We start from the raw sequence: 21047 nt of genomic DNA, 5'->3' as shown, positions 1-21047 counted from the left end.
CGGAACAGCTTGTTTCGCCTTTTTTCATAAGGACCTTTTCGTTATGACCTATTATTTTTCTGGCAGTGTTGAGCGTATTATTTTTGAAAATGCCAGTAATTTTTTTAAAATTTTACTTTTAGAAATAGAAGATACTGACAGTGGCTTTGATGACTTTGACATTATCGTAACAGGAACTATGGGCGATATCATCGAAGGAGAACAATACACCTTTTGGGGTGAGCTGACCCAGCATCCTAAATATGGTGAACAGCTACAGGTAGAACGCTATGAAAGGACAAAACCCTCAGCCTCTGGTCTGATCAAGTATTTTTCCAGCGATCAGTTTAAGGGAATTGGTCTGAAGACGGCGGAAAAAATTGTCCAGCTTTATGGTGAAAACCCTATTGACAGCATTCTAGAAGATCCTGATAAACTGAACAGTATCACTGGGCTGAGCCCGCCGAAAAAAGAGGCCTTTTTGACTAGACTGCGGCTTCATTATGGTACCGAGCAGATTTTGTCCAAACTCGCAGAATATGGCCTCAGCAACCGACTAGCCTTTTTAGTTTTTGATTACTATAAAGAAGAAAGTTTGCAGGTTATTGCCGAAAATCCTTATCGTCTGGTTGAGGATATTCAAGGGATTGGCTTTAAGGTGGCCGACAAGCTGGCGGAAAAAACGGGGATTACAAGCGACTCTCCTGAACGCTTTCGGGCTGCTCTGGTTCACAGTCTTTTAGAAAATTCTCTTGATCAAGGGGATACTTATATTGAGGCCAAAGAACTTTTGGACAAGGCCATTCACTTACTCGAAGAAGCAAGACAGGTCGAGTTAGAAGCCGACCTCGTCGCCAAAGAACTGACCAACCTTCTTGCCGAGGACAAAATCCAACATATTGACACTAAAATTTTTGACAATACCCTCTTTTATGCGGAAGAAGGTATTCAAAAACATCTGAGCCGGATTCTTGATACCCCGTTTGAAAATCGGCCAACCGAAGAAGAGGTTAACCGTGAGATTAGCCGGCTGGAAGAAAAACTGGCGATTTCCTATGACAGCAGCCAAAAAGAAGCGATTAAAGAAGCGATTTTAAATAAAATCTTTATCTTGACCGGAGGACCAGGAACAGGAAAAACAACGGTTATCAATGGTATTATTGACGTTTATGCCAGCCTCCACCAGATTGACCTCCATCAAAACGACCTGCCTATTACCCTAGCTGCTCCTACCGGACGCGCAGCAAGACGGATGAATGAGCTGACAGGACTGCCTAGTGCGACGATTCACCGTCATCTCGGTCTCAACGGTGACAGTGACTATCAGGGCCTTGAGGACTACCTTGACTGTGACCTGATTATTATAGATGAATTTTCCATGGTTGATACCTGGCTTGCCAATCAGCTCTTCTCCGCCATCTCGTCACAAACACAAGTTATCATTGTGGGAGACAGCGACCAGCTGCCTTCTGTTGGGCCTGGCCAAGTCTTGGCCGACCTACTGAAAATCAGACAGCTCCCCAAGACTGCTCTTACAAAAATTTTCAGACAGTCAGACGATTCCACTATTGTTACCCTGGCCAGTCAAATCCGACAGGGTAACCTGCCAGCTGATTTTACCACTAAAAAGCCTGACCGCTCTTATTTTGAAGCTCAGACTGACCATATCCCGCAAATGGTGGCCAAAATTGTCTCATCCGCTTTAAAAAGCGGCATCAAGGCTCATCAGGTGCAGATTTTAGCTCCCATGTATCGGGGACAGGCTGGGATTGACAACCTCAATTCACTCATGCAGGAGCTAATCAATCCACTTCAGAACCAACTCGAATTTCAATTCAGCGATACACGCTATCGTCAGGGGGACAAGGTTCTTCATCTGGTTAATGAGGCCGAGCTCAATGTTTTTAATGGCGATATCGGCTATATTACTGATCTGATTCCTGCCAAGTATTCCGATTCTAAGCAAGACGAACTGCTTATCACCTTCGACGGAACGGAGGTGCTCTATCCGCGAAATGAGTGGCATAAGATCAAACTGGCCTACGCCATCAGTATTCACAAAGCACAAGGGAGTGAATTTCAGGTGGTGATTTTACCCATTACCCGACAAAGTGGGCGCCTGCTTCAGCGAAATCTAATCTACACTGCCATTACCCGCTCAAAAAGCAAACTGATTCTGCTAGGGGACATTCAGGCCTTTGAATACGCCGTTCAAAACGAAGGTGCCAAACGCCATACTTATCTCGTTGAACGCTTCAGGCAGGGCGAGCCTCAAGTGGAAGCGGAAACTGACACAGTCTTTGCCCCCGCAGAAAAACAACCCCAAACTTATCGGCTGAGTCCTGATAACCTCTTAACCATTGACCCTATGATTGGTATCAGCCAAGACGATATTGACAGCTTCTTTAAGCATTAATTCCGACTTGTCTGCTGCTCGCAAATACCTATTTTAAAAAGAAAGATTTTATGGTAAAATAAGCGTCAAGAATGAGATGTTCATTCAAAAGGAGGTTTTATGGTTTCATATGAAAAAGTTCGCCAAACTCTAAAAACAACAACTTTGGCGATTGCGATTTTTAATATTATTTTCGCTGGTCTCGGCTTGATCAGCCTGCCTGGTTTATTTGCTATCCGAAGTATGATTGATAGCGGTAATACGGATGCTTTGCAGATGACCAGCCAGCAAATCGATGTTCTCAAAGAGAGTGTCACCGGTGTTGCAATTGCGATTGTCATTATCGGCATAATTGCCAATATCATCATTGCTGTTTTTTGTTTTATCAACCTTTCTCGTCTTAAAAAGGAAAAGTTGCCTACCCCTCTTCCTTACTATATTGGAATTGTCTTAGCAACTGCCAGCGTTATCTATACCTTCATTGCATCAACGTCAATGTCTGGTATTCTCTTGCAGATTGGTTTTCAAGCGATTTTCATCTTTTTATTCTTCTTTGCATTGCAGCAGATTAAAACCTTATCTAATCAAAACTAAAAAAGGCAGCTGGATTTGTCCTGCCTTTTTTAGTTGCCCCATATCCGTCTAGTCAAAAAGTCTGGTTTGCTTGCCCTCTTCTTCCAATCCTGTCACGGTAACCCCCAGCAGACGAATGCCGGATAGATTTTCAGGGAGACTGTCAAAAATGAGCAGAGCGTGGTTTTCAATCACATCAAAGTCCTGCGTCGCCTGATCCAGAGTCACTCGCTTCGTCAGAGTGGAAAAATCAGAGTAGCGAACCTTGAGAACAATTGTTTTCCCCTGACGTTCATTTTCTTTCAGGGTTTTTGCCACTCGCTGAGCGTTCTTTGAAATTTCTGCCTTGATGTCTTCTTCATCATACAGCAGTTTGGAATAGGTACGCTCATTGCCGATTGATTTTCGAATGCGATCTGTCTTGACAGGAGAATTACTGATTCCCCGCGCCTTGCGATAGAGGTCAAAGCCAAAGCGTCCAAACCGATCAATCAGAAACATTTCCGATTGTTCCTGCAAATCTTTTCCTGTGAATATCCCCATTTCATGCAGGCGCTCAACTGATTTTTTGCCGACCCCATGGAATTTTTCAATCGGCAGCTGGGCTAAAAACGGTTCCGCCTCCTCTGGCAAAACCAAGGTCAGCCCTCGGGGTTTTTCAAAATCACTGGCTAATTTTGCCAAGAATTTGTTATAAGACACGCCTGCTGAGCAGGTCAATTCCAACTCCTGCCAGATATCCCGCTGAATCAGTCTTGCTATTTTAACAGCTGATGTGAGACCTAGTTTATTTTCAGTCACATCTAAATAGGCTTCATCAATACTCATAGGCTCCACCAAATCGGTATAGCGACGGAAGATGCTTCGAATATGACGGCCGATTTCTCGGTATTTGGTATGATTCCCTCTGATAAAAACCGCCTGCGGACAGCGTTCATAAGCTTCTTTGGAACTCATCGCAGAATGGATACCAAATTTTCTAGCCTCATAATTGGCTGTTGAGACAACTCCCCGACCCCCTGTCTGTCTGGGGTCAGCTCCAATAACGACTGGTTTCCCTCTTAATTTTGGATTATCCCGCTCTTCAACCGCAGCAAAAAAAGCATCCATATCAATATGGATTATTTTTCGACTGGTGTCATTGAACAGCGGAAAAATTAACATAGGAACCTCCGCTTTTATTATACACTCTTACCGACCTTTCTACCAATGGAAATATTTATACTACAGTTAGGAGTCTTTTAAGAAACTGTACTACAAAAGAAATTCAAAAATGTCAAGATTTTTGTTTGTGAAACCGTTTACTATGTGATAGAATGAACTTGTAAATGTAACAGATGCGCTGTTACTAGAATTAGGAGAAAACTATGGCAACTGTAAAGACTAACACTGACGTTTTTGAAAAAGCTTGGGAAGGCTTTAAGGGAACTGACTGGAAAGAAAAGGCAAGCGTTTCGCGCTTTGTTCAAGCCAACTACACTCCCTATGACGGAGATGAAAGTTTCCTTGCCGGTCCTACAGAACGCTCACTGCACATCAAAAAAATTGTTGAAGAAACCAAAGCACATTATGAAGCAACACGCTTCCCAATGGATACTGACCGTGCAACCTCTATCGCTGATATTCCAGCAGGTTACATCGACAAAGACAATGAGCTGATTTTCGGTATTCAAAATGACGAGCTCTTCAAGCTGAACTTCATGCCAAAAGGCGGCATCCGCATGGCAGAAACAACTTTGAAAGAAAATGGTTATGAAGTAAGTCCTGAATTGCATGAAATCTTCACCAAATATGTAACAACTGTTAATGACGGTATCTTCCGCGCCTATACATCAAATATCCGTCGTGCCCGTCACGCACATACTGTAACTGGCCTACCAGATGCTTACTCTCGCGGACGTATCATCGGGGTTTACACACGTTTGGCGCTTTATGGAGCTGACTACCTGATGCAGGAAAAAGTGAACGACTGGAATGCCATCACTGAAATTGATGAGGAGTCTATCCGTCTTCGTGAAGAAGTGAACTTACAGTACCAAGCATTGGGTGAAGTTGTTAAACTTGGTGATTTGTACGGTGTTGACGTTCGCCGCCCTGCTTTCAACGTTAAAGAAGCAATCCAGTGGACAAACATTGCTTTCATGGCTGTCTGCCGTGTGATCAATGGTGCTGCAACATCTCTTGGACGTGTGCCAATTGTGCTTGACATCTTTGCCGAACGTGACCTTGCCCGCGGTACCTTTACAGAGTCTGAAATCCAAGAATTTATTGACGATTTCGTGATGAAACTTCGTACTGTTAAGTTTGCTCGTACCAAAGCTTACGACCAGCTGTATTCAGGTGACCCTACTTTCATCACAACTTCTATGGCTGGTATGGGGGCTGACGGCCGTCACCGTGTGACTAAGATGGACTACCGTTTCTTGAACACACTTGACAATATCGGTAATGCACCAGAGCCTAACCTAACAGTGCTTTGGACTGACAAATTGCCTTATGCTTTCCGTCGCTACTGTATGACAATGAGTCACAAACATTCTTCTATCCAGTATGAAGGCGTGACCACAATGGCTAAAGACGGTTACGGTGAAATGTCTTGTATCTCATGCTGTGTATCACCGCTTGACCCTGAAAATGAAGAACAACGTCACAACATCCAGTACTTCGGTGCACGTGTAAATGTCCTCAAGGCCCTCTTAACAGGTCTTAACGGTGGCTACGATGATGTCCATAAAGATTACAAGGTCTTTGACATTGATCCAATCCGTGATGAAGTGCTTGAATTTGAATCAGTTAAAGCTAACTTTGAAAAATCTCTTGACTGGTTGACAGATACTTACGTTGACGCCCTCAACATTATCCACTACATGACTGACAAGTACAACTATGAAGCTGTTCAAATGGCCTTCTTACCAACTCGTCAGCGTGCTAATATGGGATTCGGTATCTGTGGATTTGCTAACACAGTAGATACACTATCAGCAATCAAGTACGCTACTGTTAAACCGCTTCGCGATGAAACTGGCTACATTTATGACTATGAAACTATCGGTGACTACCCTCGTTGGGGTGAAGATGACCCTCGTTCAAATGAGTTAGCGGAATGGTTGATTGAAGCTTATACCACTCGTCTTCGCAGCCACAAGCTCTACAAGAACGCTGAAGCAACTGTATCACTGCTTACCATCACATCAAACGTTGCCTACTCTAAACAAACTGGTAACTCTCCAGTCCATAAAGGGGTTTACCTCAACGAAGATGGTTCTGTAAACTTGTCTAAGCTGGAATTCTTCTCTCCAGGTGCTAATCCATCTAACAAGGCTAAAGGTGGCTGGCTGCAAAACCTTAACTCTCTTGCAAGCCTTGACTTCTCTTACGCCGCTGATGGTATCTCATTGACAACTCAAGTATCGCCAAAAGCCCTCGGTAAAACCTTTGATGAACAAGTAACCAACTTGGTTACCATTCTTGACGGTTACTTTGAAGGTGGCGGTCAGCACGTTAACTTGAACGTCATGAACCTGCAAGATGTTTACGATAAGATCATGAGTGGTGAAGATGTTATCGTTCGTATCTCTGGTTACTGCGTCAATACCAAGTATCTGACACCAGAACAAAAGACTGAATTAACACAGCGTGTCTTCCACGAAGTCCTTTCAATGGATGATGCAGCGCGTGAATTATCTGGCAACTAATGCTGATTAAAAAGAACTTTGCCTGAGGCAAAGTTCTTTTTGATTCTCTGAACTTGTGAAAGCTGTTCATTTTAGATACAATAGACTTATGATGATTAGACATACACGCGATACCTTATCTCCGGTCTACCTGGATGCCCTCAAAATTCGGCATCTCGTCTTTGTCGAAGGCCAAGGTGTGCCCCTAAGAATTGAAATTGACGAAAACGAAGCTCTCTGCATCCATTTTGTTCTTTATGACGATCAGGACAGGCCTCTGGCTACCTGTCGGCTTCTGCCTCAAAACGACCGACAAGTTCTCCTTCAACGAATGGCTGTTCTTCCTGATTACCAAGGACAGGCACTTGGAAGCCAGCTATTAAAGGAAGCGAGTCAGTTCGCCAAAGAATTAGGCTATGAAGAGATTAGTCTGCACGCACAAGTAAGCGCTCAGACCTTTTATCAAAAATTAGGTTACAGTAGCTTTGGAGATCTCTTTGAAGAGGCTGGTATCCAACATATCCATATGAAAAAAAGATTATAAAAGCGGCATTTTTGCCGCTTTTTAAACTGTCACTAATTCTCCAATTTTGGCATAGGTCTTTCCATTACGGATCGTAATATTCTTATAAAAAGGCTCTTTAAGAAGGTACTTATGGTAGGCTGTTTTGAGGTAAGTTTTCTCATCTCTTTTACCCCAAAACACCGCAGACTTTCCAAAATGGACAAGTTCATCAGCGGTTAAGGGAAGGTGAGCAATCCTGTCTTCCAGAAAGGACCGATCCACCTTGTCTGAATAGAAAAGGACATCCTTTCGCGCCAAGTCCTCCTCCCACCATGCTGGCAAACAGTCGGCATCTTTTTGATAGTCGCTTTGACTTAATAAGACAAAGGATTTTACAAAAGGATAATGTTTCTCAAAAAGGGCGGTAAATGATTTTTTTAAGACTGATGGCGAATGTTCTGAATCAAAGAAAAGATTGCCGCTGTTAATATAGGTGACAACCTTCTGACAGCCCAAATCAACAGCCAGCTGTTTGAGATCAGCCATGGCAACCTTATTGTTGCCGCCAACATTGATACCTCTTAGCAACAAAACATATCTCATACTTTCTCCTCCAGTAAACGATCTTTAATGACCTTAATCAGTTCATCTCGGTCCACTATCCATTGAGCTCGGTCATCTTTTTCGTAAGTCCGATTAGACAAGAAAATAGCAGCCTTTTGCCGAGGAATATTGATTAGAATAAAGGTGCCCGTATAGCCTGTGTGAAGCAGCCATTCACCGTCCAAATCCCAGGCCAGACTCCTGTCCTTATTGGATCTGGAGTAATTTCGGCTTAACTTTTTGGCAAATGAATCCGTCAGGTAATGGTTAATAAAGGCTTCAAGGTCAGCCAGATTGGAAAAAAGACCGGCCGATCCCGTATGGATTCCCAGAACAGCCGCCTTGGGGTCATGGACTCTCCCTGAAGGAACATCTTTTGCCGTAACGACAGCATCCGCTACAGGACCGAAAGACGTTGAGGTCATTTGGAAAGGGCCAAAAACCCTCTCCTGAAAAATAAGATCCAGAGACTGCCCCAAAAAGGTTTCGAGCATAAAGCCCAGCAGGATAAAATTAATATCTGTGTATTTAAAAGATCTATCCGCTGTGACCTTAATCTGGTTGATAGCCTCAGTCAGCTGGGCGGCACTTAATCGATCACGATTGGGAATAAAGGGATCAATTCCCGAAGCATGTGTTAGGAGCTGCCTAATGGTGACGGTATCATCGTCAAAGTCAGGATAATAGTGCTTCAACGGCTGATCCAATGCGATTCGCCCTTCCTCAATCAAGAAAATCAGAACCGTCCCGACACCAACAACCTTTGAAACACTGGCGAGATCATAAATCAATCCTTCCCTGACCGGCTGACCTGGCTGTACCTGACCGTAATAGTATTCTTGCCATTGGCTGCCATCAAAAAGAGCGAGACTGGCTCCTAGATAAATGTTCTGGTCAATCTGCTCTTTGATTTTATTATGAATAGAGGTCACGTGTTCTGTCATTCCTTGCTAAACCATACTTCAATCCGACTGGGATCAGAGACCGCAAGGACCTTTTCCTTATGATCCAAATAAACATCCTGTCCTTGCGCTTCCAAATAAACTTTCAAGGACGCCAAATCGTAATCAGCCGGCACTCTAAATTCGATAAATTCGATATCCCAAGTAACATGCGGTTCTACCGCCAAGTCCGGTCCCTCAGCCGCGACAAAGAGCAAATGGACTGGAAGGCCTTCAAAAAGGCGATAAAAGTCCTGACTGGCCTTAAGATCTGCCACATTGAGACTAATTTGGTCAATGGTGAAATCAGAAAGTCCTGTGAACCCTTCTCTCACCTGACCCTCAAAACAATCAACCTCCACTAGGCTGCTTAAATCATCTTCTGCATGCAGCAGAAAACGATCGTTTTCTGGGGATAGGGTCTCAAATGCATACCCCTTGCTGCCCTTGAAAAGTTTGCTGGCCTTAGCTCCCTGAGCAAGTAAGGCAGCAATATCCTGAGGCTGACTTGTTTTGAGAATAATCTGATTGAGCTTTTTCTTGCCTTCTACCGCCCTTGTCCGATAAGCAGGCGACTCTTCAATGACAAATTGGCTTCCTGAACCAGTCCAGTCACTGAAAAAAGCCAGTGCGTTTTCTTCTGAGATTAGTTTAAAACCTAAATTTTTCTCATAAAAAGCAATATTTTCATCGCGATTATTCACCCGCAAAACAGGTGAATAAAGTCTCATACCATCAAATGTCATTATATCTCCCCTTTACCTTACTTTACATTTTAGACAAATCTCCACTATTTGACAAGAAATTATATGCTCTGAAAGCCTTTTCTACATAAAAAAAAGAGACTTGAAGTCTCTTTTAATGTTAAGCAGCGTATAGGTATTGGTAAAGTGCCACTGCAGCAATTCCTGCAAGGATAGGTGCTACAACTGGTACCCAAGCATACCACCATTTTGAATCGCCTTTATGTTCACCAAGAACTGATTTCGGCAAGAAATGGTGAAGAATACGTGGACCAAGGTCACGTGCAGGGTTTAATCCAGGACCTGTAGGACCGCCAAGTGATGTCACAAGGGCCATCACAAGGAATCCAAGAGCCATGTGAGAAACAGCAAGTCCTGAGTTGATGTGTGAGCCTAACTGAACTTTTCCGGCTACTGTTGATGCGTCAATTCCTTGACTAGTTGCATATTGAACAACTTCTGCACCAAAGTAATTCTTTGTCATGGCGATAGCTGCAAAGAAAAGAACAAAGGAGCCAAAGAATTCATTGATGAAACCATTTGTCAGACCACTGTTGCGAGATTCTTCTTTACCATTATCTACGCTCACGATAGTTGAGAATGATCCTAGAATAGCGTTAGGATTTTCTGTTTGCAGGTAGTACGGGCGGTGTGTCGCCACAACCACAGCCTGACCGGCAATCGCTCCAAGAAGCTGTGCGCAGATATAAGGCAATACCTGAGCCCAAGGGAAGAGACCTGCTGTTGCCAAACCTAAAGTAAAGGCTGGGTTAATGTGATTGCCTGATACATTTCCAAACATGAGTGCTGGAATCATAACTCCCATACCGTAACCGATAGCAATCGTCAGCCAACCGCTAGCATGACCTTTAGTACCTTTAAGTTCAACGTTAGCAACCGCACCATTTCCTAAGATGATGAGGATAGCCGTTCCCAAAAATTCAGTGATGTATTTCACTGTCCATGTAACATCCATTTGTCTTTGTTTCCTCCGATTTGAATTTATTTAGACATGTTACATTTTATCAAGTATAATGAATAATGTAAAGGTCTCCACAAAATAAAAACGTTTACTTAATAAAGAGGAAAAGATGAAATATAATCAATACAGCTATATTCCTGTCACCGAATCAGAAGCCCTTGAAGAACTGCAAAAGCTAGGCTTCTCTTTATCAGCTGATAAGCAGCCTAAGGATAATCTGGAACAGTTTTTAAAGACCCTTTATTTCCAGAATCCAGACTTTGATGAGGTGTCCCAGCAGCTGATTGCTGACTTTGAGACTGATCTTCTGACCTTTTTCCATTCTCAGCAGGCGTTGACCGATACTGTCTTTCAGACCATCGCCTTGCAGCTGCTTGGTTTTATCCCTCACGTTGATTTTGCAAACTCGGCAGATTTCTGCCAAACTATTGCCTTTCCTATTACTTTTGACCAGAGTCATTTCTTTTCTAATCTCCACCAGCTTCTGGCCTGCCGGCGAAAAAATGGTATGACCCTAATTGATAATCTGATCAGTCAAGGCTTTCTGCCAGCTGATAATGACTATCACTTTTTCAACGGAAAAAGTCTGGCAACTTTTGAGACATCTGATCTGATCAGAGAGATTGTTTATGTGGAAGCACCGGTAGATACTGATGAAGATGGGCGTCTGGATGTGATTAAGGTTTATATTATTCGACCCAAGACCAAGCACAAACTGCCCAGTATGATGACAGCCAGTCCCTACCATCAAGGCATCAATGAGACCGCAAGCGACAAAAGACTGCATCAAATGGAAGGCAAGCTAGAGGTCAAAACAAAAGGCCGAATCACAGTAGAAACAAGTGATTTCCAGCCTTTACCTTCTGAAGAACAGGATTTGCTTCCTCTGACATCTGCCACAGAGAGTTTCAGCCACATCGACTCATACAGCCTGAACGATTACTTTCTGGCTAGAGGCTTTGCTAATCTTTATGTCTCTGGAGTTGGAACCCTAGGCTCAGACGGCTTTATGACCAGCGGTGATTATGCTCAAATCCACTCTTTCAAGGCTGTTATTGACTGGCTCAATGGTAAGGCAAGAGCCTTTTCCAGCCGAAAAAGGGATAAGCAGGTTTTGGCAGATTGGGCCAGTGGCCTGGTTGCCACAACAGGGAAATCCTATCTGGGGACCATGTCTACTGGTCTTGCAACGACTGGCGTGGATGGTCTTAGGGTGATTATTGCAGAAGCCGCCATCTCAAATTGGTACGACTATTACCGAGAAAATGGGCTGGTTTGCAGCCCTGGCGGCTATCCGGGCGAGGATTTGGACGTTCTGACTGAGCTAACCTATTCTCGGAATCTGGCTGCCGGCGATTATCTGCACCACAATCATCAGTACCAAGCACTGCTGGAGCAGCAGATCGCTCAGCTTGACCGCTCATCCGGCGACTACAATCAGTTCTGGGAAGACCGCAATTACCTGCCTCATGCGAATCAGATTAAGGCTCATCTTGTCTTCACGCATGGCTTGCAGGATTGGAATGTAAAACCGTCACAGGTCTACAAAATCCTTAATGCCCTGCCAGAACAGGTCGACAAACATGCCTTTCTCCATCAGGGAGAGCACGTTTATATGCACAATTGGCAGTCTATCGACTTCCGAGAAAGCATGAACGCCCTCCTAACGAAGGAACTTTTAGGGCTGGCCAACGGCTATCAGCTGCCTGCTGTTATTTGGCAAGATAATGCGCAAGAACAAAACTGGGAAACGCTCACTCGTTTTGGCAGTCAGCAGACTGTCCGTCTGACTCTTGGTGATAGCCAAGAGCAGATTGATAACCACTACCCAGACGAGACCTTTAAGGCCTATTGCCAAGATTATCTCAGCTTTAAAAAAGACCTCTTTGATGCTAAAGCCAATCAAATTACTGTGGATCTTGATATCACTGAGGAGCTGCTGATTAATGGAGCCATCCGCCTGCAGTTAAAACTGAAATCCAGCCATCATATGGGGATCTTATCAGCACAGCTGCTTGATTTGGGCAAGAAAAAACGCCTAACCGACAGCCCTCATATTTTAGAAATGGCAGCCATTGATAATGGCAGGAATTTCTCCCGTGAAGCGCTTAAAGAATTAGCCTATAAAGAAAGTCCTTATCGGGTCATTACAAAGAGCGTGCTCAACCTTCAGAATCGTCAGGACTTATTGACGATTGACGACATCATTCCCAATCAATGGATGACGGTTAGCTTGAACTTGCTGCCGACTATTTACCGCTTAAAGAAACACGATAAGCTCCGTCTGGTACTTTATACCACTGATTTTGAACATACCATTCGTGACAATAGCTCTTACAGCCTAACGGTAGACTTAAAAGCATCGTGTCTTGACATTCCTCATTCTTAAAAAAGCAGCTGTCTTTCAGCTGCTTTTTGATTAGTGCTTTGTTGATTTGCTCCCGTAAGCAAGGTAGTAAAATAGGCTGACAAAAACAGCTCCCCCCAGCACATTTCCCAGATAAACACAGGTAAAATTAGCCCAAAAATCCATCCAGTTAGCCTCCTGTTCAAAAATGGCCGCCGGAATAATAAAGGCATTGGCAACACTATGCTGGAAGCCAATGGCAACAAAGGTCATGACAGGGAACCAAATCCCCAGTAGTTTGCCGCTGGCTTCTTTAGCCCCGTAGCAGAGCCACAGAGACAGGCCGACAAACCAATTACAGCCGATACCTGACACAAAGGCCTGTAAAGGACTGGCTGAAAGTTTGGCATGAGCCACCTCAACCACTTCTTCTTTGAAAATACCTGTCGCTGTCAGGCCCAGAAAATGGCCGAAAACATAAGCCACAAAGAAGGCTCCGATAAGATTAAAGATGGTAATGGTCAGCCAGTTTTTAAGCAAAGAAATGGCTGATACCTTCTTGGCGAAAAAAGCAGTTGCAACAGCCATCATATTACCTGTTATCAGCTCTCCGCCAGCCATCAGAATAACAATCAGACCAATCGGAAAAAGACAAGCCCCGATAAAACTGGCAAAAGCGCCAAAGGTGGCCATACCGCTGGCTGCCACCCTGACATATAAAAGATAGCCCAGACTGATCATAGCCCCTCCAATAAAACCAAGAATCGCCTTGGCAAGAAGGCTCTTTTCAACCTTATGCTCTCCGATATGAATCGTTGCCTCTAAAATCTCTTCTGGTGTCTTCATACATACTCCTTTGTTATCGCTTTCACAAATCATTTTCATTATATCAAAAACCTGATGAAAAACAAGCCTTACAGAATATCTTTCTCAGTTTGCTCAACCCTTAAAACATGATATAATAGACAAATATCATTTAGACATCACCGTCAAGAACAGTGTGACAGTGGGATGACGTCTTAATTTGAAAGGAATCTAGAAAATCTTATGATGAATATGCAAGGCATGATGAAACAGGCGCAAAAGCTTCAGAAACAAATGGAAGAAAAGCAAGCCCAGTTAGCTAGTACGACCTTTGTCGGTAAGTCGGCTCAGGAACTTGTGGTCGCAACTTTCACCGGTGATAAAAAGCTGGTTGCCATTGACTATAAGGAAGCGGTGGTTGACCCTGACGATATCGAGACCCTTCAGGATATGACCGCTCAGGCAGTCAATGATGCCCTTGAGCAAATTGATGCTGCTACCCAGAAAACAATGGGCGCTTTTGCAGGGAAATTGCCCTTTTAAACTCTAAAAAGCAGTTTGGTTAAAACCCAAACTGCTTTTTGTTTACCTGATACCCGATAGGCTGGTTAAGATCAGTCTTGAATTGACGCTCTATCTAAGAACAGGATAAAGCGCATCTTGTCACCGGATCGTTTAAAATGATAGGAAAAGCCATGCTGATCTAAGATTTGCTGAACCATATAAAGTCCCATGCCTGTGCCCCCATCCTTGCGGTCACGGCTAAAATCAGGTCGATAGAAAGGCTGGAAGATGTGTTTCAGCTCCTCATCTGTCAGCAACTGTTCAGCTTGATTTTCAAGTATCAGACGCCCCTCAGAAAGACTTAGATGAATGACTCCTCCTGCTCTTGTATAACGAAAGGCATTGTCCAACAGATTTTTGATAGCTTTCAGGAGATAGGCTGGATTGGCAGTCACCCGATAAGAGGTTAAGGTACTTGAAAATTGGTAGGAATGCGTTTCAGCCAGAATATAATAGCTGTCTAAATTTTGCTCAATCAGTGATTTGACGTCAATGGTTTCCTGATGAGACTTGACCCCTATGTCCAGATTAGTGGCATCCAGGACGGACTGGACAAGAACAGACTGTTCCTGGAGGATGTCCCGACACTTCCTCAAATAGGTATCATGGTCTTTAAAATCACCTACATTATAAAGCATCCCTTCCACTAAGGCTAGGCTACTGGCGATAGGTGTTTTTAATTCATGCGATGTGATTCTCAGAAAATCGGCCTGCTGGCGTTCACGTTCAACCGTCCGCTGGTTCTCCTGTTTCAGCTCCGCAATACTTTGTAACAGATGATTATAGAGCTGATTGATATTTTGAGCCAAGTTGGCAATCTCATCCTGGCCGCTAATCTGGCAGGCAAGTCCCTCTTCTAAGGCTCTCATCTGCCGCGTTGTTTCAGAAATCGTTTGAATCCGCTTGTTAGACAGACGACTATAAACATAGGCCACTAGACTGGCCAACAAAACAATGAAGACCAAAATAAAGGGATAAAAGGTCAGCAGAATCTGACTGATGCCTGACAAAGACTGAAAGCCATATTCCGCCTGTACAATATAGGCATCCCCTTCGGAGCTGGCAATCAATTCTGACCAGCTGCCGATTTGATCAAACTGACCCTTTTCCAGATAGGTCTTTCTCCGATCAGCAGCCTCCTTATCTGAGGCATCTGGGTACAGAATTTTGCCAGAATCATCCATCAAGGTTAATAGAAGGTTGGGATTGGTCTTATCGTAGGTAGCGATCTGAGACAGCAGTTTTTCTGTCGATTTGCCATCCAATTGTTTGACAATAGCTTGGTAATCGTTTTTAATCTCAACTTGTTTGGCCTGATTATAATAAATGGGCATCGCATAATAAATAACAGCCAAAAGAACAAGAACCGTAGCGATTATCATGGAGGTCACAATGAGGAAGTTTTTTCGAACGATTCCCATCTTAATCCTCCTCAATCTGATAGCCACGGCCAATTACTGTCTTCAAAGGTAAGGATGGCAGTTTTTTTCGTAGATTTTTCATATGATTGTCCAAAACTCGGCTGTCCAATTCCGTATAGCCCCAAATGGTCAGCATCAGCTGGTCCCGACTGACCAGACGGCCTTTTCGTTTCAGCAGAAGCATTAAAATATCGTATTCTTTTTTGGTCAGGCTGATGTCTTGTCCAGCCATCTGAACAGCGCCGCTATCAGGGCAGACCTTGATATCTGAGACCGCAAGATTTTCAGGCCCCTCTTGCTGTCGCAGGATATTTTCAATCCGCTTCATCAAAATCAAAGGGGAGAAGGGCTTGACAACATAATCGCTAATCAAATGATTAAAGCTGACTAGCTGTGTGTATTCATCAGCCATGGCGGTCAGCATTAGAACAGGAACTGCTGATGTTTTACGGATTTCTTTAAGAAGCTCAATACCACTTAAAGACGGAATCATAATATCCAAAATCAGCAGATCAAAGGACTCCTGCTGAAAAAGCGTCAAGGCCTCTTTCCCATCAAATACTGGCCAAGTCTGATGCCCATGTTCTTTTAAAAATTCACAGACGACTTGGTTAATGACTTTGTCGTCCTCCACCACCATGATGCGTGCCATATAGAAAACCTCCTAGCTTCTCTTCTTTTATTATAAGCACAAGAGACTTTCTTCGCAAGTTGTTAAACAATAGGAAAAAGAGATAGAAAAGGCACTAAATTCGCCTTTCTTCTGATTTTTTCAACCAGAGCTTTTAAAAAACAGGTAAAAAACAGATGGGAAACAGATAAGCAATAGTCTCCTTTGCTAAAATAAGGGTGAAAGAAGCGATACCTTAAGAAAATAGAAAGGTTATTTCCAATGAAGGAAAAGATAACGGTTTTAAAATGGTTTGATATTGCCATCATCACTGTCATTATGTTCGGTGACGGCATCTACAACTCCACCCTCCAGTATCTGGCTTTGAGCAATCAGACAAGCACACTGAAAGAGAATCTGACCTTCTCCAGTATGCAGAATTACCAGGCCTTGGCCCTGCAGTCACTTTTGCTTTTCCTAGCCTTTATGTATCTGGTTTTCAGGAATTTTGATTTTTCGGTTTGGACCCAAAAAATGGTTTTTGAGCCCTGGCTTTTAGTCAAAATTGTAGGTATTTTTATTCTGGCAGCCCTAGCCATGGATATCTATGCCTTGGTCAGTTATCAGCTGTCAGCAGTTGCCACACCTAGCTTAGCACAACTTTTTCCAAACCTAGACCTGTCACTGATTCTTTATGCCTTGTTAAATGGTTTTTACGAAGAAATCTTTTTCTTGGGTGTCTGTCTGGCCGTCAGACCAGAATATACCAAGTGGGCCTTCCTTTATTCATTGGTAATACGCTGCAGCTTCCACACTTATCAAGGATTAGGAACAGCCATCGCTTTAGGGCTTCTTGTCGGTACAATTTTCTACCTGCTCTATCGAAAATTAAAACCACAAAACCTGCTGCCCTTCTTCTTTGCGCATGCTATCGCTGATGTGATTGGCCTATCTGTCCTCTTCTACTTTTGGAATTAAGCATCCTATTTTCACCCTCATATCGCTTTGCTCAGATTATTTTCCCCTAAAATAATCCCTGCTGCCTAAGGCAAGCACTTATAGAACGGAGACGTCTTGTGAAAAAACGTTTAAAAAAATATGGGAACAACATTGTTCTCTTTATAACTATTGTCCTTGTTGTTTCAGGTATGTCACTTCCATTTTTGGAGTTTGCAAAAACCCATGGACATGCTGATCGGTATCCTCAGTTTCTGATGGCTCTGCCTCTGCTTCTGATTTACATTATTCCTTTTGCCTTTTTTACCAACTACTTGCGCAAACGCTTTGACGTCTCAAAGACGGTCTTTACGCTGACTTGGTTTTTGGCACTTGCTATTCCTGTGAATATTGGGGCTCTGGGCAATGAATTTCTATCGTTATTTCTGCTAAAACTGAAACTCTCTGAGCAATTTTTAAATGATTGGGGGGCGTCTCTGACGGCTCCTTTCACAGAAGAAATTGCGAAAGGAATCGTTGTTCTGCTGATTGTTCTTCTTTTCCAGCAGCGGTCCTTAAAAACCAGCCTTCTTTTGGGAATGATTGCCGGAATAGGCTTCCAAATTGTTGAGGACAGCCTTTATATCCAACAGACGATTTTCAAAAACGATGGCAATGGCTTTATCACAGCCTTTGAACGCATCGCTTATTCTGGTCTGAGCCACTGGGTTTTCTCTGCCATCTTCGCAGTCGGTCTGGTTGCCCTCTTCACCAGAAGTAAGGCTATTTCTAAGATACGGGCCATTTTCTATATTATTGCCCCAATCGCTATCCACTTTGCCTGGAACTCCCCGCTAGATTTTTCTGGAAGTAATACCATTTACGGCATTATTTCTTGGATGATCTTGTTCTCCATCTTTAAAACAGTTGATCAACTGCCAAAAGAAGCGGAAATGCTCCCGTCAGCCTAGATAACAGTGCCCAAAACCTTTTGAAGTCATTTTCCCCCTCCTTTACAATAAAACGGGCACTAAATCACAAAAGCAAGAATCAGATGATTCTTGCTTTTGTCTGTTCTTAAACCGTCCAATCTATTTCTGGCCCTAGAGGAACAATCCCGTTGGGGTTGATGGTCTTGTGGCTGCCATAATAATGCTCCTTAATATGTTCAAAATTCACTGTCTCCTGAATGCCAGGCAGATGATAAATGCTTTTCGTATAAGCCCATAAATGAGGATAGTCAGATAATTGTCTGATATTACATTTAAAATGCCCAAAATAAACCGAATCAAACCGAACCAGACTGGTAAATAAGCGAATATCTGCCTCCGTCAGACGGTTTCCTATCAGAAAGTCCTGTTGAGCAAGAAGGGCTTCTAGCTTATCTAAGGCCTTAAACAGGCACCTCACTTCTTCCTGATAAACTTCCTGTTTCGTCGCAAATCCGACCTTGTACACCCCGTTATTAACCGCATCATAGACAAAAGCATTCATGGTATCAATCTCTGACAGAAGCTCTGTCGGGGCATGATGATTGGGGGCTGCACCCAGATGATCAAAGGCTGTGTCCAGCATGCGGATAATGTCAGCAGATTCATTATTGACAATGGTTTTGGTCTTTAGGTCAAAGAGCACCGGAACGGTAACCCTGCCACTATAATTAGGAGCTGCCTTTCGATAAATGTCGTAGAGATACTGAGCATTAAAGACTGGATCTCCAATAACACCAGGACCTTCTTCAAAAGTCCAGCCATTCTCCAACATCAGAGGGTGAACAACTGAGACAGAGATCATGTTCTCCAAACCTTTCAAGGCTCGGATAATCATGACACGACTAGCCCAAGGACAGGCTAAAGAAACATATAAATGGTAGCGGCCGACTTCAGCCTTGTAGCCTCCCTTTCCAGTCGGACCGGCCGAACCATCTGCTGTGATCCAGTGACGGAACTGAGATTCCGTCCTCACAAAACGTCCCCCCGATTTTGAGGTATCATACCATTGATCAACCCACTTGCCATCAACCAATAAACCCATCAGCTTACCTACCTTTCCAAACGATTAAGATGAAAATAAAAAGGAACCGAAAATGATTTTCAGCCCTTTATCTGCCAAATAAACGCGCAAAGAAACCTTTTTTAGCTTCTTCTTGCTGATTTTGAATCTCTTCAACTTCTGCCTTGGCTTCGTCTAATTCTAACTTCAGCGTGTCCCTGTCAGAGAAAGCTGCCAGCGTCAGCTGCTGCTGCTGATCCAACTGTTTGTCTTTCTCAGCAATCTGAACATCCTTGATACGAAGCTGTTCATCCTTATTCTCCAGCTGGCTGTCCTTAGCTTTAAGCTGTTCATAGAGACGGGTAATTTCAGTATTTTTCTCATCAATAAGAATTTCTAAAAATTCGCGCTGCTTAGCTTCCTCGCTGACCGGCTCATCTTCAAAAATGGTTTTTTTGTAAATCTCTTCAAGTTTAATGAGGCCGCTTCTCAGAACGACCGTCACTCCCTTATCATTTTTATCCAAATCTTCCTCAGGGAGAGCCTTGACCCGATTATTAATCGCTTGGCGACTAATTCCTAAAATCTCAGCCAGCTCACTGACGGTTTTTTCAATTGCCATAATATCCTCTTTTTACTGAAATAATACTATGAAAATCTTACCATAAGGCTTGGTTTCTGTCAATTTTAGCCGACTTTTCAGGCGCTTGTCTTCCTTTATTTTATGGTAAAATAAAAACATGACAAAACCATTCGATACGATTATTATTGGGGGCGGTCCGGCCGGTATGATGGCGGCCATTTCCTCCTGTTTTTACGGGCAGAAAACCCTCTTAATTGAAAAAAATAAGAAGCTGGGCAAAAAACTTGCCGGGACTGGCGGCGGCCGCTGTAATGTGACTAATAACGGGGATTTGGATGATCTCATGGCAGGGATTCCAGGCAACGGCCGTTTTCTTTACAGCGTCTTTTCTCAGTTTGATAATCATGATATTATAGCCTTTTTTGAAGAGAACGGCGTTGCTTTAAAAGTCGAAGACCATGGCAGGGTTTTTCCTAAAACGGATAAATCACGTACCATTATTGACTGTCTGGAAAGAAAGATCAATGCGCTTGGCGGCCAAATGCTAACACAAACCGAGGTAGTTTCTGTTAAAAAGATAGACGGACTCTTTCACCTTAAAGCAGCTAACCAGGAATTCAGCTGCCAAAAACTGATTGTGACAACTGGAGGAAAATCTTATCCTTCGACAGGTTCAACCGGTTTCGGCCATGAGATTGCCAGACATTTCAAACTGAACATCACTGAACTGGAGGCGGCTGAAAGCCCCCTCTTAACAGACTTTCCGCATAAGACCCTGCAAGGAATTTCCCTAGACGATGTGACACTCCGCTATGGCAAGCACCTCATTACCCATGATTTACTCTTCACCCATTTTGGCCTGTCTGGTCCGGCAGCTTTAAGACTCTCTTCTTTTGTTAAAGGAGGAGAAATAGTTGAATTAGACTTTCTGCCGACACAATCACAAGACGCATTAAATGCTTTCTTTGAAGCCCACCGCGACAAAACAGTCAAGAATGCCCTAAAACAGCTGCTACCCGAACGGCTGGCAGACTTTTTGGCCCAAGACTTTCCAAAACCCCTTAAGCAGTTGACGCCTCGCGAAACATCTAGCTTACTCACAAACCTTAAGGCTTTTCCAATTCAGATTACCGGTAAAATGTCTCTGGCCAAATCCTTTGTGACAAAAGGTGGCGTCGAACTAAAGGAGATTGACCCCAAGACCTTGGAAAGCAAGAAAGTGCCCGGCCTCCATTTTGCCGGCGAAGTGCTAGACATCAACGCCCATACCGGCGGCTTTAACATCACTGCAGCTCTCTGTACAGGTTGGGTTGCAGGGAGTGTGCATATACAATAACTGATCCTATCCTTTTGAAACAGATCCTCTTGCCAAAAAGTTACAGTCTGTGTACAATA

The 21047-nt window shown here is 43.5% G+C and carries 19 protein-coding genes; 9 read left to right on the top strand and 10 right to left on the bottom strand.

Annotated features, from left to right (window positions below; genetic code table 11):
• The first annotated feature begins 43 nt into the window (after positions 1-43).
• A complete protein-coding gene (gene recD2, locus A3GY_RS0106855) occupies positions 44-2395 on the top strand; it encodes an SF1B family DNA helicase RecD2 (RefSeq protein ID WP_018030679.1) in 2352 nt (783 codons plus the stop codon).
• Positions 2396-2494: 99 nt separating this feature from the next.
• Entirely contained in the window at positions 2495-2968 is a 474-nt protein-coding gene (locus tag A3GY_RS0106850) for a hypothetical protein (RefSeq protein ID WP_018030678.1), read from the top strand.
• Between the two features lie 48 nt (positions 2969-3016).
• On the opposite strand, the gene dinB is transcribed toward A3GY_RS0106850, so the two are convergent.
• Complete coding sequence (gene dinB, locus A3GY_RS0106845; protein ID WP_018030677.1) at positions 3017-4111, bottom strand: DNA polymerase IV; 1095 nt, start codon at positions 4109-4111, stop codon at positions 3017-3019.
• A 203-nt stretch (positions 4112-4314) separates the two neighbouring features.
• Here dinB and pflB point away from each other — a divergent pair, with 203 nt between their 5' ends.
• Together pflB and A3GY_RS0106835 are read left to right on the top strand one after the other, a co-directional pair.
• On the top strand, positions 4315-6642 hold the full coding sequence (gene pflB, locus A3GY_RS0106840) for a formate C-acetyltransferase (protein WP_018030676.1): 2328 nt from the start codon (positions 4315-4317) through the stop codon (positions 6640-6642).
• An 88-nt stretch (positions 6643-6730) separates the two neighbouring features.
• Entirely contained in the window at positions 6731-7165 is a 435-nt protein-coding gene (locus tag A3GY_RS0106835; protein ID WP_026161969.1) for a GNAT family N-acetyltransferase, read from the top strand.
• Positions 7166-7186: 21 nt separating this feature from the next.
• Here A3GY_RS0106835 and A3GY_RS0106830 read toward each other — a convergent pair whose 3' ends face one another.
• The 4 genes from A3GY_RS0106830 to gla all read right to left on the bottom strand — a co-directional run bounded on the left by A3GY_RS0106830 (position 7187) and on the right by gla (position 10389).
• Complete coding sequence (locus tag A3GY_RS0106830; protein WP_018030674.1) at positions 7187-7729, bottom strand: DUF1697 domain-containing protein; 543 nt, start codon at positions 7727-7729, stop codon at positions 7187-7189.
• Positions 7726-8673, bottom strand: coding sequence for a serine hydrolase domain-containing protein (locus tag A3GY_RS0106825; protein WP_018030673.1), 948 nt, complete (start codon positions 8671-8673; stop codon positions 7726-7728). Before A3GY_RS0106825 ends, A3GY_RS0106830 begins: the two co-directional genes overlap by 4 nt.
• Entirely contained in the window at positions 8670-9419 is a 750-nt protein-coding gene (locus A3GY_RS0106820; protein ID WP_197708975.1) for a CppA family protein, read from the bottom strand. The genes A3GY_RS0106825 and A3GY_RS0106820 overlap by 4 nt, the downstream gene beginning before the upstream one ends.
• 115 nt (positions 9420-9534) lie before the next feature.
• Positions 9535-10389, bottom strand: a complete 855-nt coding sequence (gene gla, locus A3GY_RS0106815) for an aquaglyceroporin Gla (protein ID WP_018030671.1) — start codon at positions 10387-10389, stop codon at positions 9535-9537.
• 115 nt (positions 10390-10504) lie between these two features.
• On the opposite strand from gla, the gene A3GY_RS0106810 reads away from it, so the two are divergent.
• Positions 10505-12784: a Xaa-Pro dipeptidyl-peptidase gene (locus A3GY_RS0106810; protein WP_018030670.1), complete on the top strand. Its 2280-nt coding sequence runs from the start codon at positions 10505-10507 to the stop codon at positions 12782-12784.
• A 30-nt stretch (positions 12785-12814) separates the two neighbouring features.
• Here A3GY_RS0106810 and A3GY_RS0106805 read toward each other — a convergent pair whose 3' ends face one another.
• Positions 12815-13588, bottom strand: a complete 774-nt coding sequence (locus tag A3GY_RS0106805) for a formate/nitrite transporter family protein (protein WP_018030669.1) — start codon at positions 13586-13588, stop codon at positions 12815-12817.
• Between the two features lie 201 nt (positions 13589-13789).
• On the opposite strand from A3GY_RS0106805, the gene A3GY_RS0106800 reads away from it, so the two are divergent.
• Entirely contained in the window at positions 13790-14089 is a 300-nt protein-coding gene (locus tag A3GY_RS0106800; RefSeq protein ID WP_026161968.1) for a YbaB/EbfC family nucleoid-associated protein, read from the top strand.
• A gap of 71 nt (positions 14090-14160) precedes the next feature.
• Here the strand turns inward: A3GY_RS0106800 and A3GY_RS0106795 are convergent, their stop codons facing one another.
• Positions 14161-15531, bottom strand: coding sequence for a sensor histidine kinase (locus A3GY_RS0106795; RefSeq protein WP_018030667.1), 1371 nt, complete (start codon positions 15529-15531; stop codon positions 14161-14163).
• Between the two features lies 1 nt (position 15532).
• Positions 15533-16183, bottom strand: coding sequence for a response regulator transcription factor (locus A3GY_RS0106790; RefSeq protein ID WP_018030666.1), 651 nt, complete (start codon positions 16181-16183; stop codon positions 15533-15535).
• Between the two features lie 240 nt (positions 16184-16423).
• Between A3GY_RS0106790 and A3GY_RS0106785 the strand changes: the two genes are divergently transcribed.
• Positions 16424-17119, top strand: coding sequence for a CPBP family intramembrane glutamic endopeptidase (locus A3GY_RS0106785; protein WP_018030665.1), 696 nt, complete (start codon positions 16424-16426; stop codon positions 17117-17119).
• A gap of 98 nt (positions 17120-17217) precedes the next feature.
• Positions 17218-18048: a PrsW family intramembrane metalloprotease gene (locus tag A3GY_RS0106780; RefSeq protein ID WP_018030664.1), complete on the top strand. Its 831-nt coding sequence runs from the start codon at positions 17218-17220 to the stop codon at positions 18046-18048.
• Between the two features lie 106 nt (positions 18049-18154).
• Here the strand turns inward: A3GY_RS0106780 and A3GY_RS0106775 are convergent, their stop codons facing one another.
• Positions 18155-19111 (bottom strand): glutathione S-transferase family protein, encoded by a 957-nt coding sequence (locus tag A3GY_RS0106775; protein ID WP_018030663.1) that lies wholly within the window; start codon positions 19109-19111, stop codon positions 18155-18157.
• Between the two features lie 67 nt (positions 19112-19178).
• Positions 19179-19691 (bottom strand): DUF536 domain-containing protein, encoded by a 513-nt coding sequence (locus tag A3GY_RS0106770; protein WP_018030662.1) that lies wholly within the window; start codon positions 19689-19691, stop codon positions 19179-19181.
• Between the two features lie 118 nt (positions 19692-19809).
• Here A3GY_RS0106770 and aao point away from each other — a divergent pair, with 118 nt between their 5' ends.
• Positions 19810-20988: an aminoacetone oxidase gene (gene aao, locus A3GY_RS0106765; RefSeq protein WP_026161967.1), complete on the top strand. Its 1179-nt coding sequence runs from the start codon at positions 19810-19812 to the stop codon at positions 20986-20988.
• Positions 20989-21047: the final 59 nt, after the last annotated feature.

The sequence above is a fragment of the Streptococcus ferus DSM 20646 genome (genome assembly GCF_000372425.1).
In the GTDB taxonomy this organism is placed as follows: domain Bacteria; phylum Bacillota; class Bacilli; order Lactobacillales; family Streptococcaceae; genus Streptococcus; species Streptococcus ferus.
The sequence above is the reverse complement of the archived record's forward strand: the minus strand, read 5'-3'. Positions and strand labels throughout refer to the sequence as shown.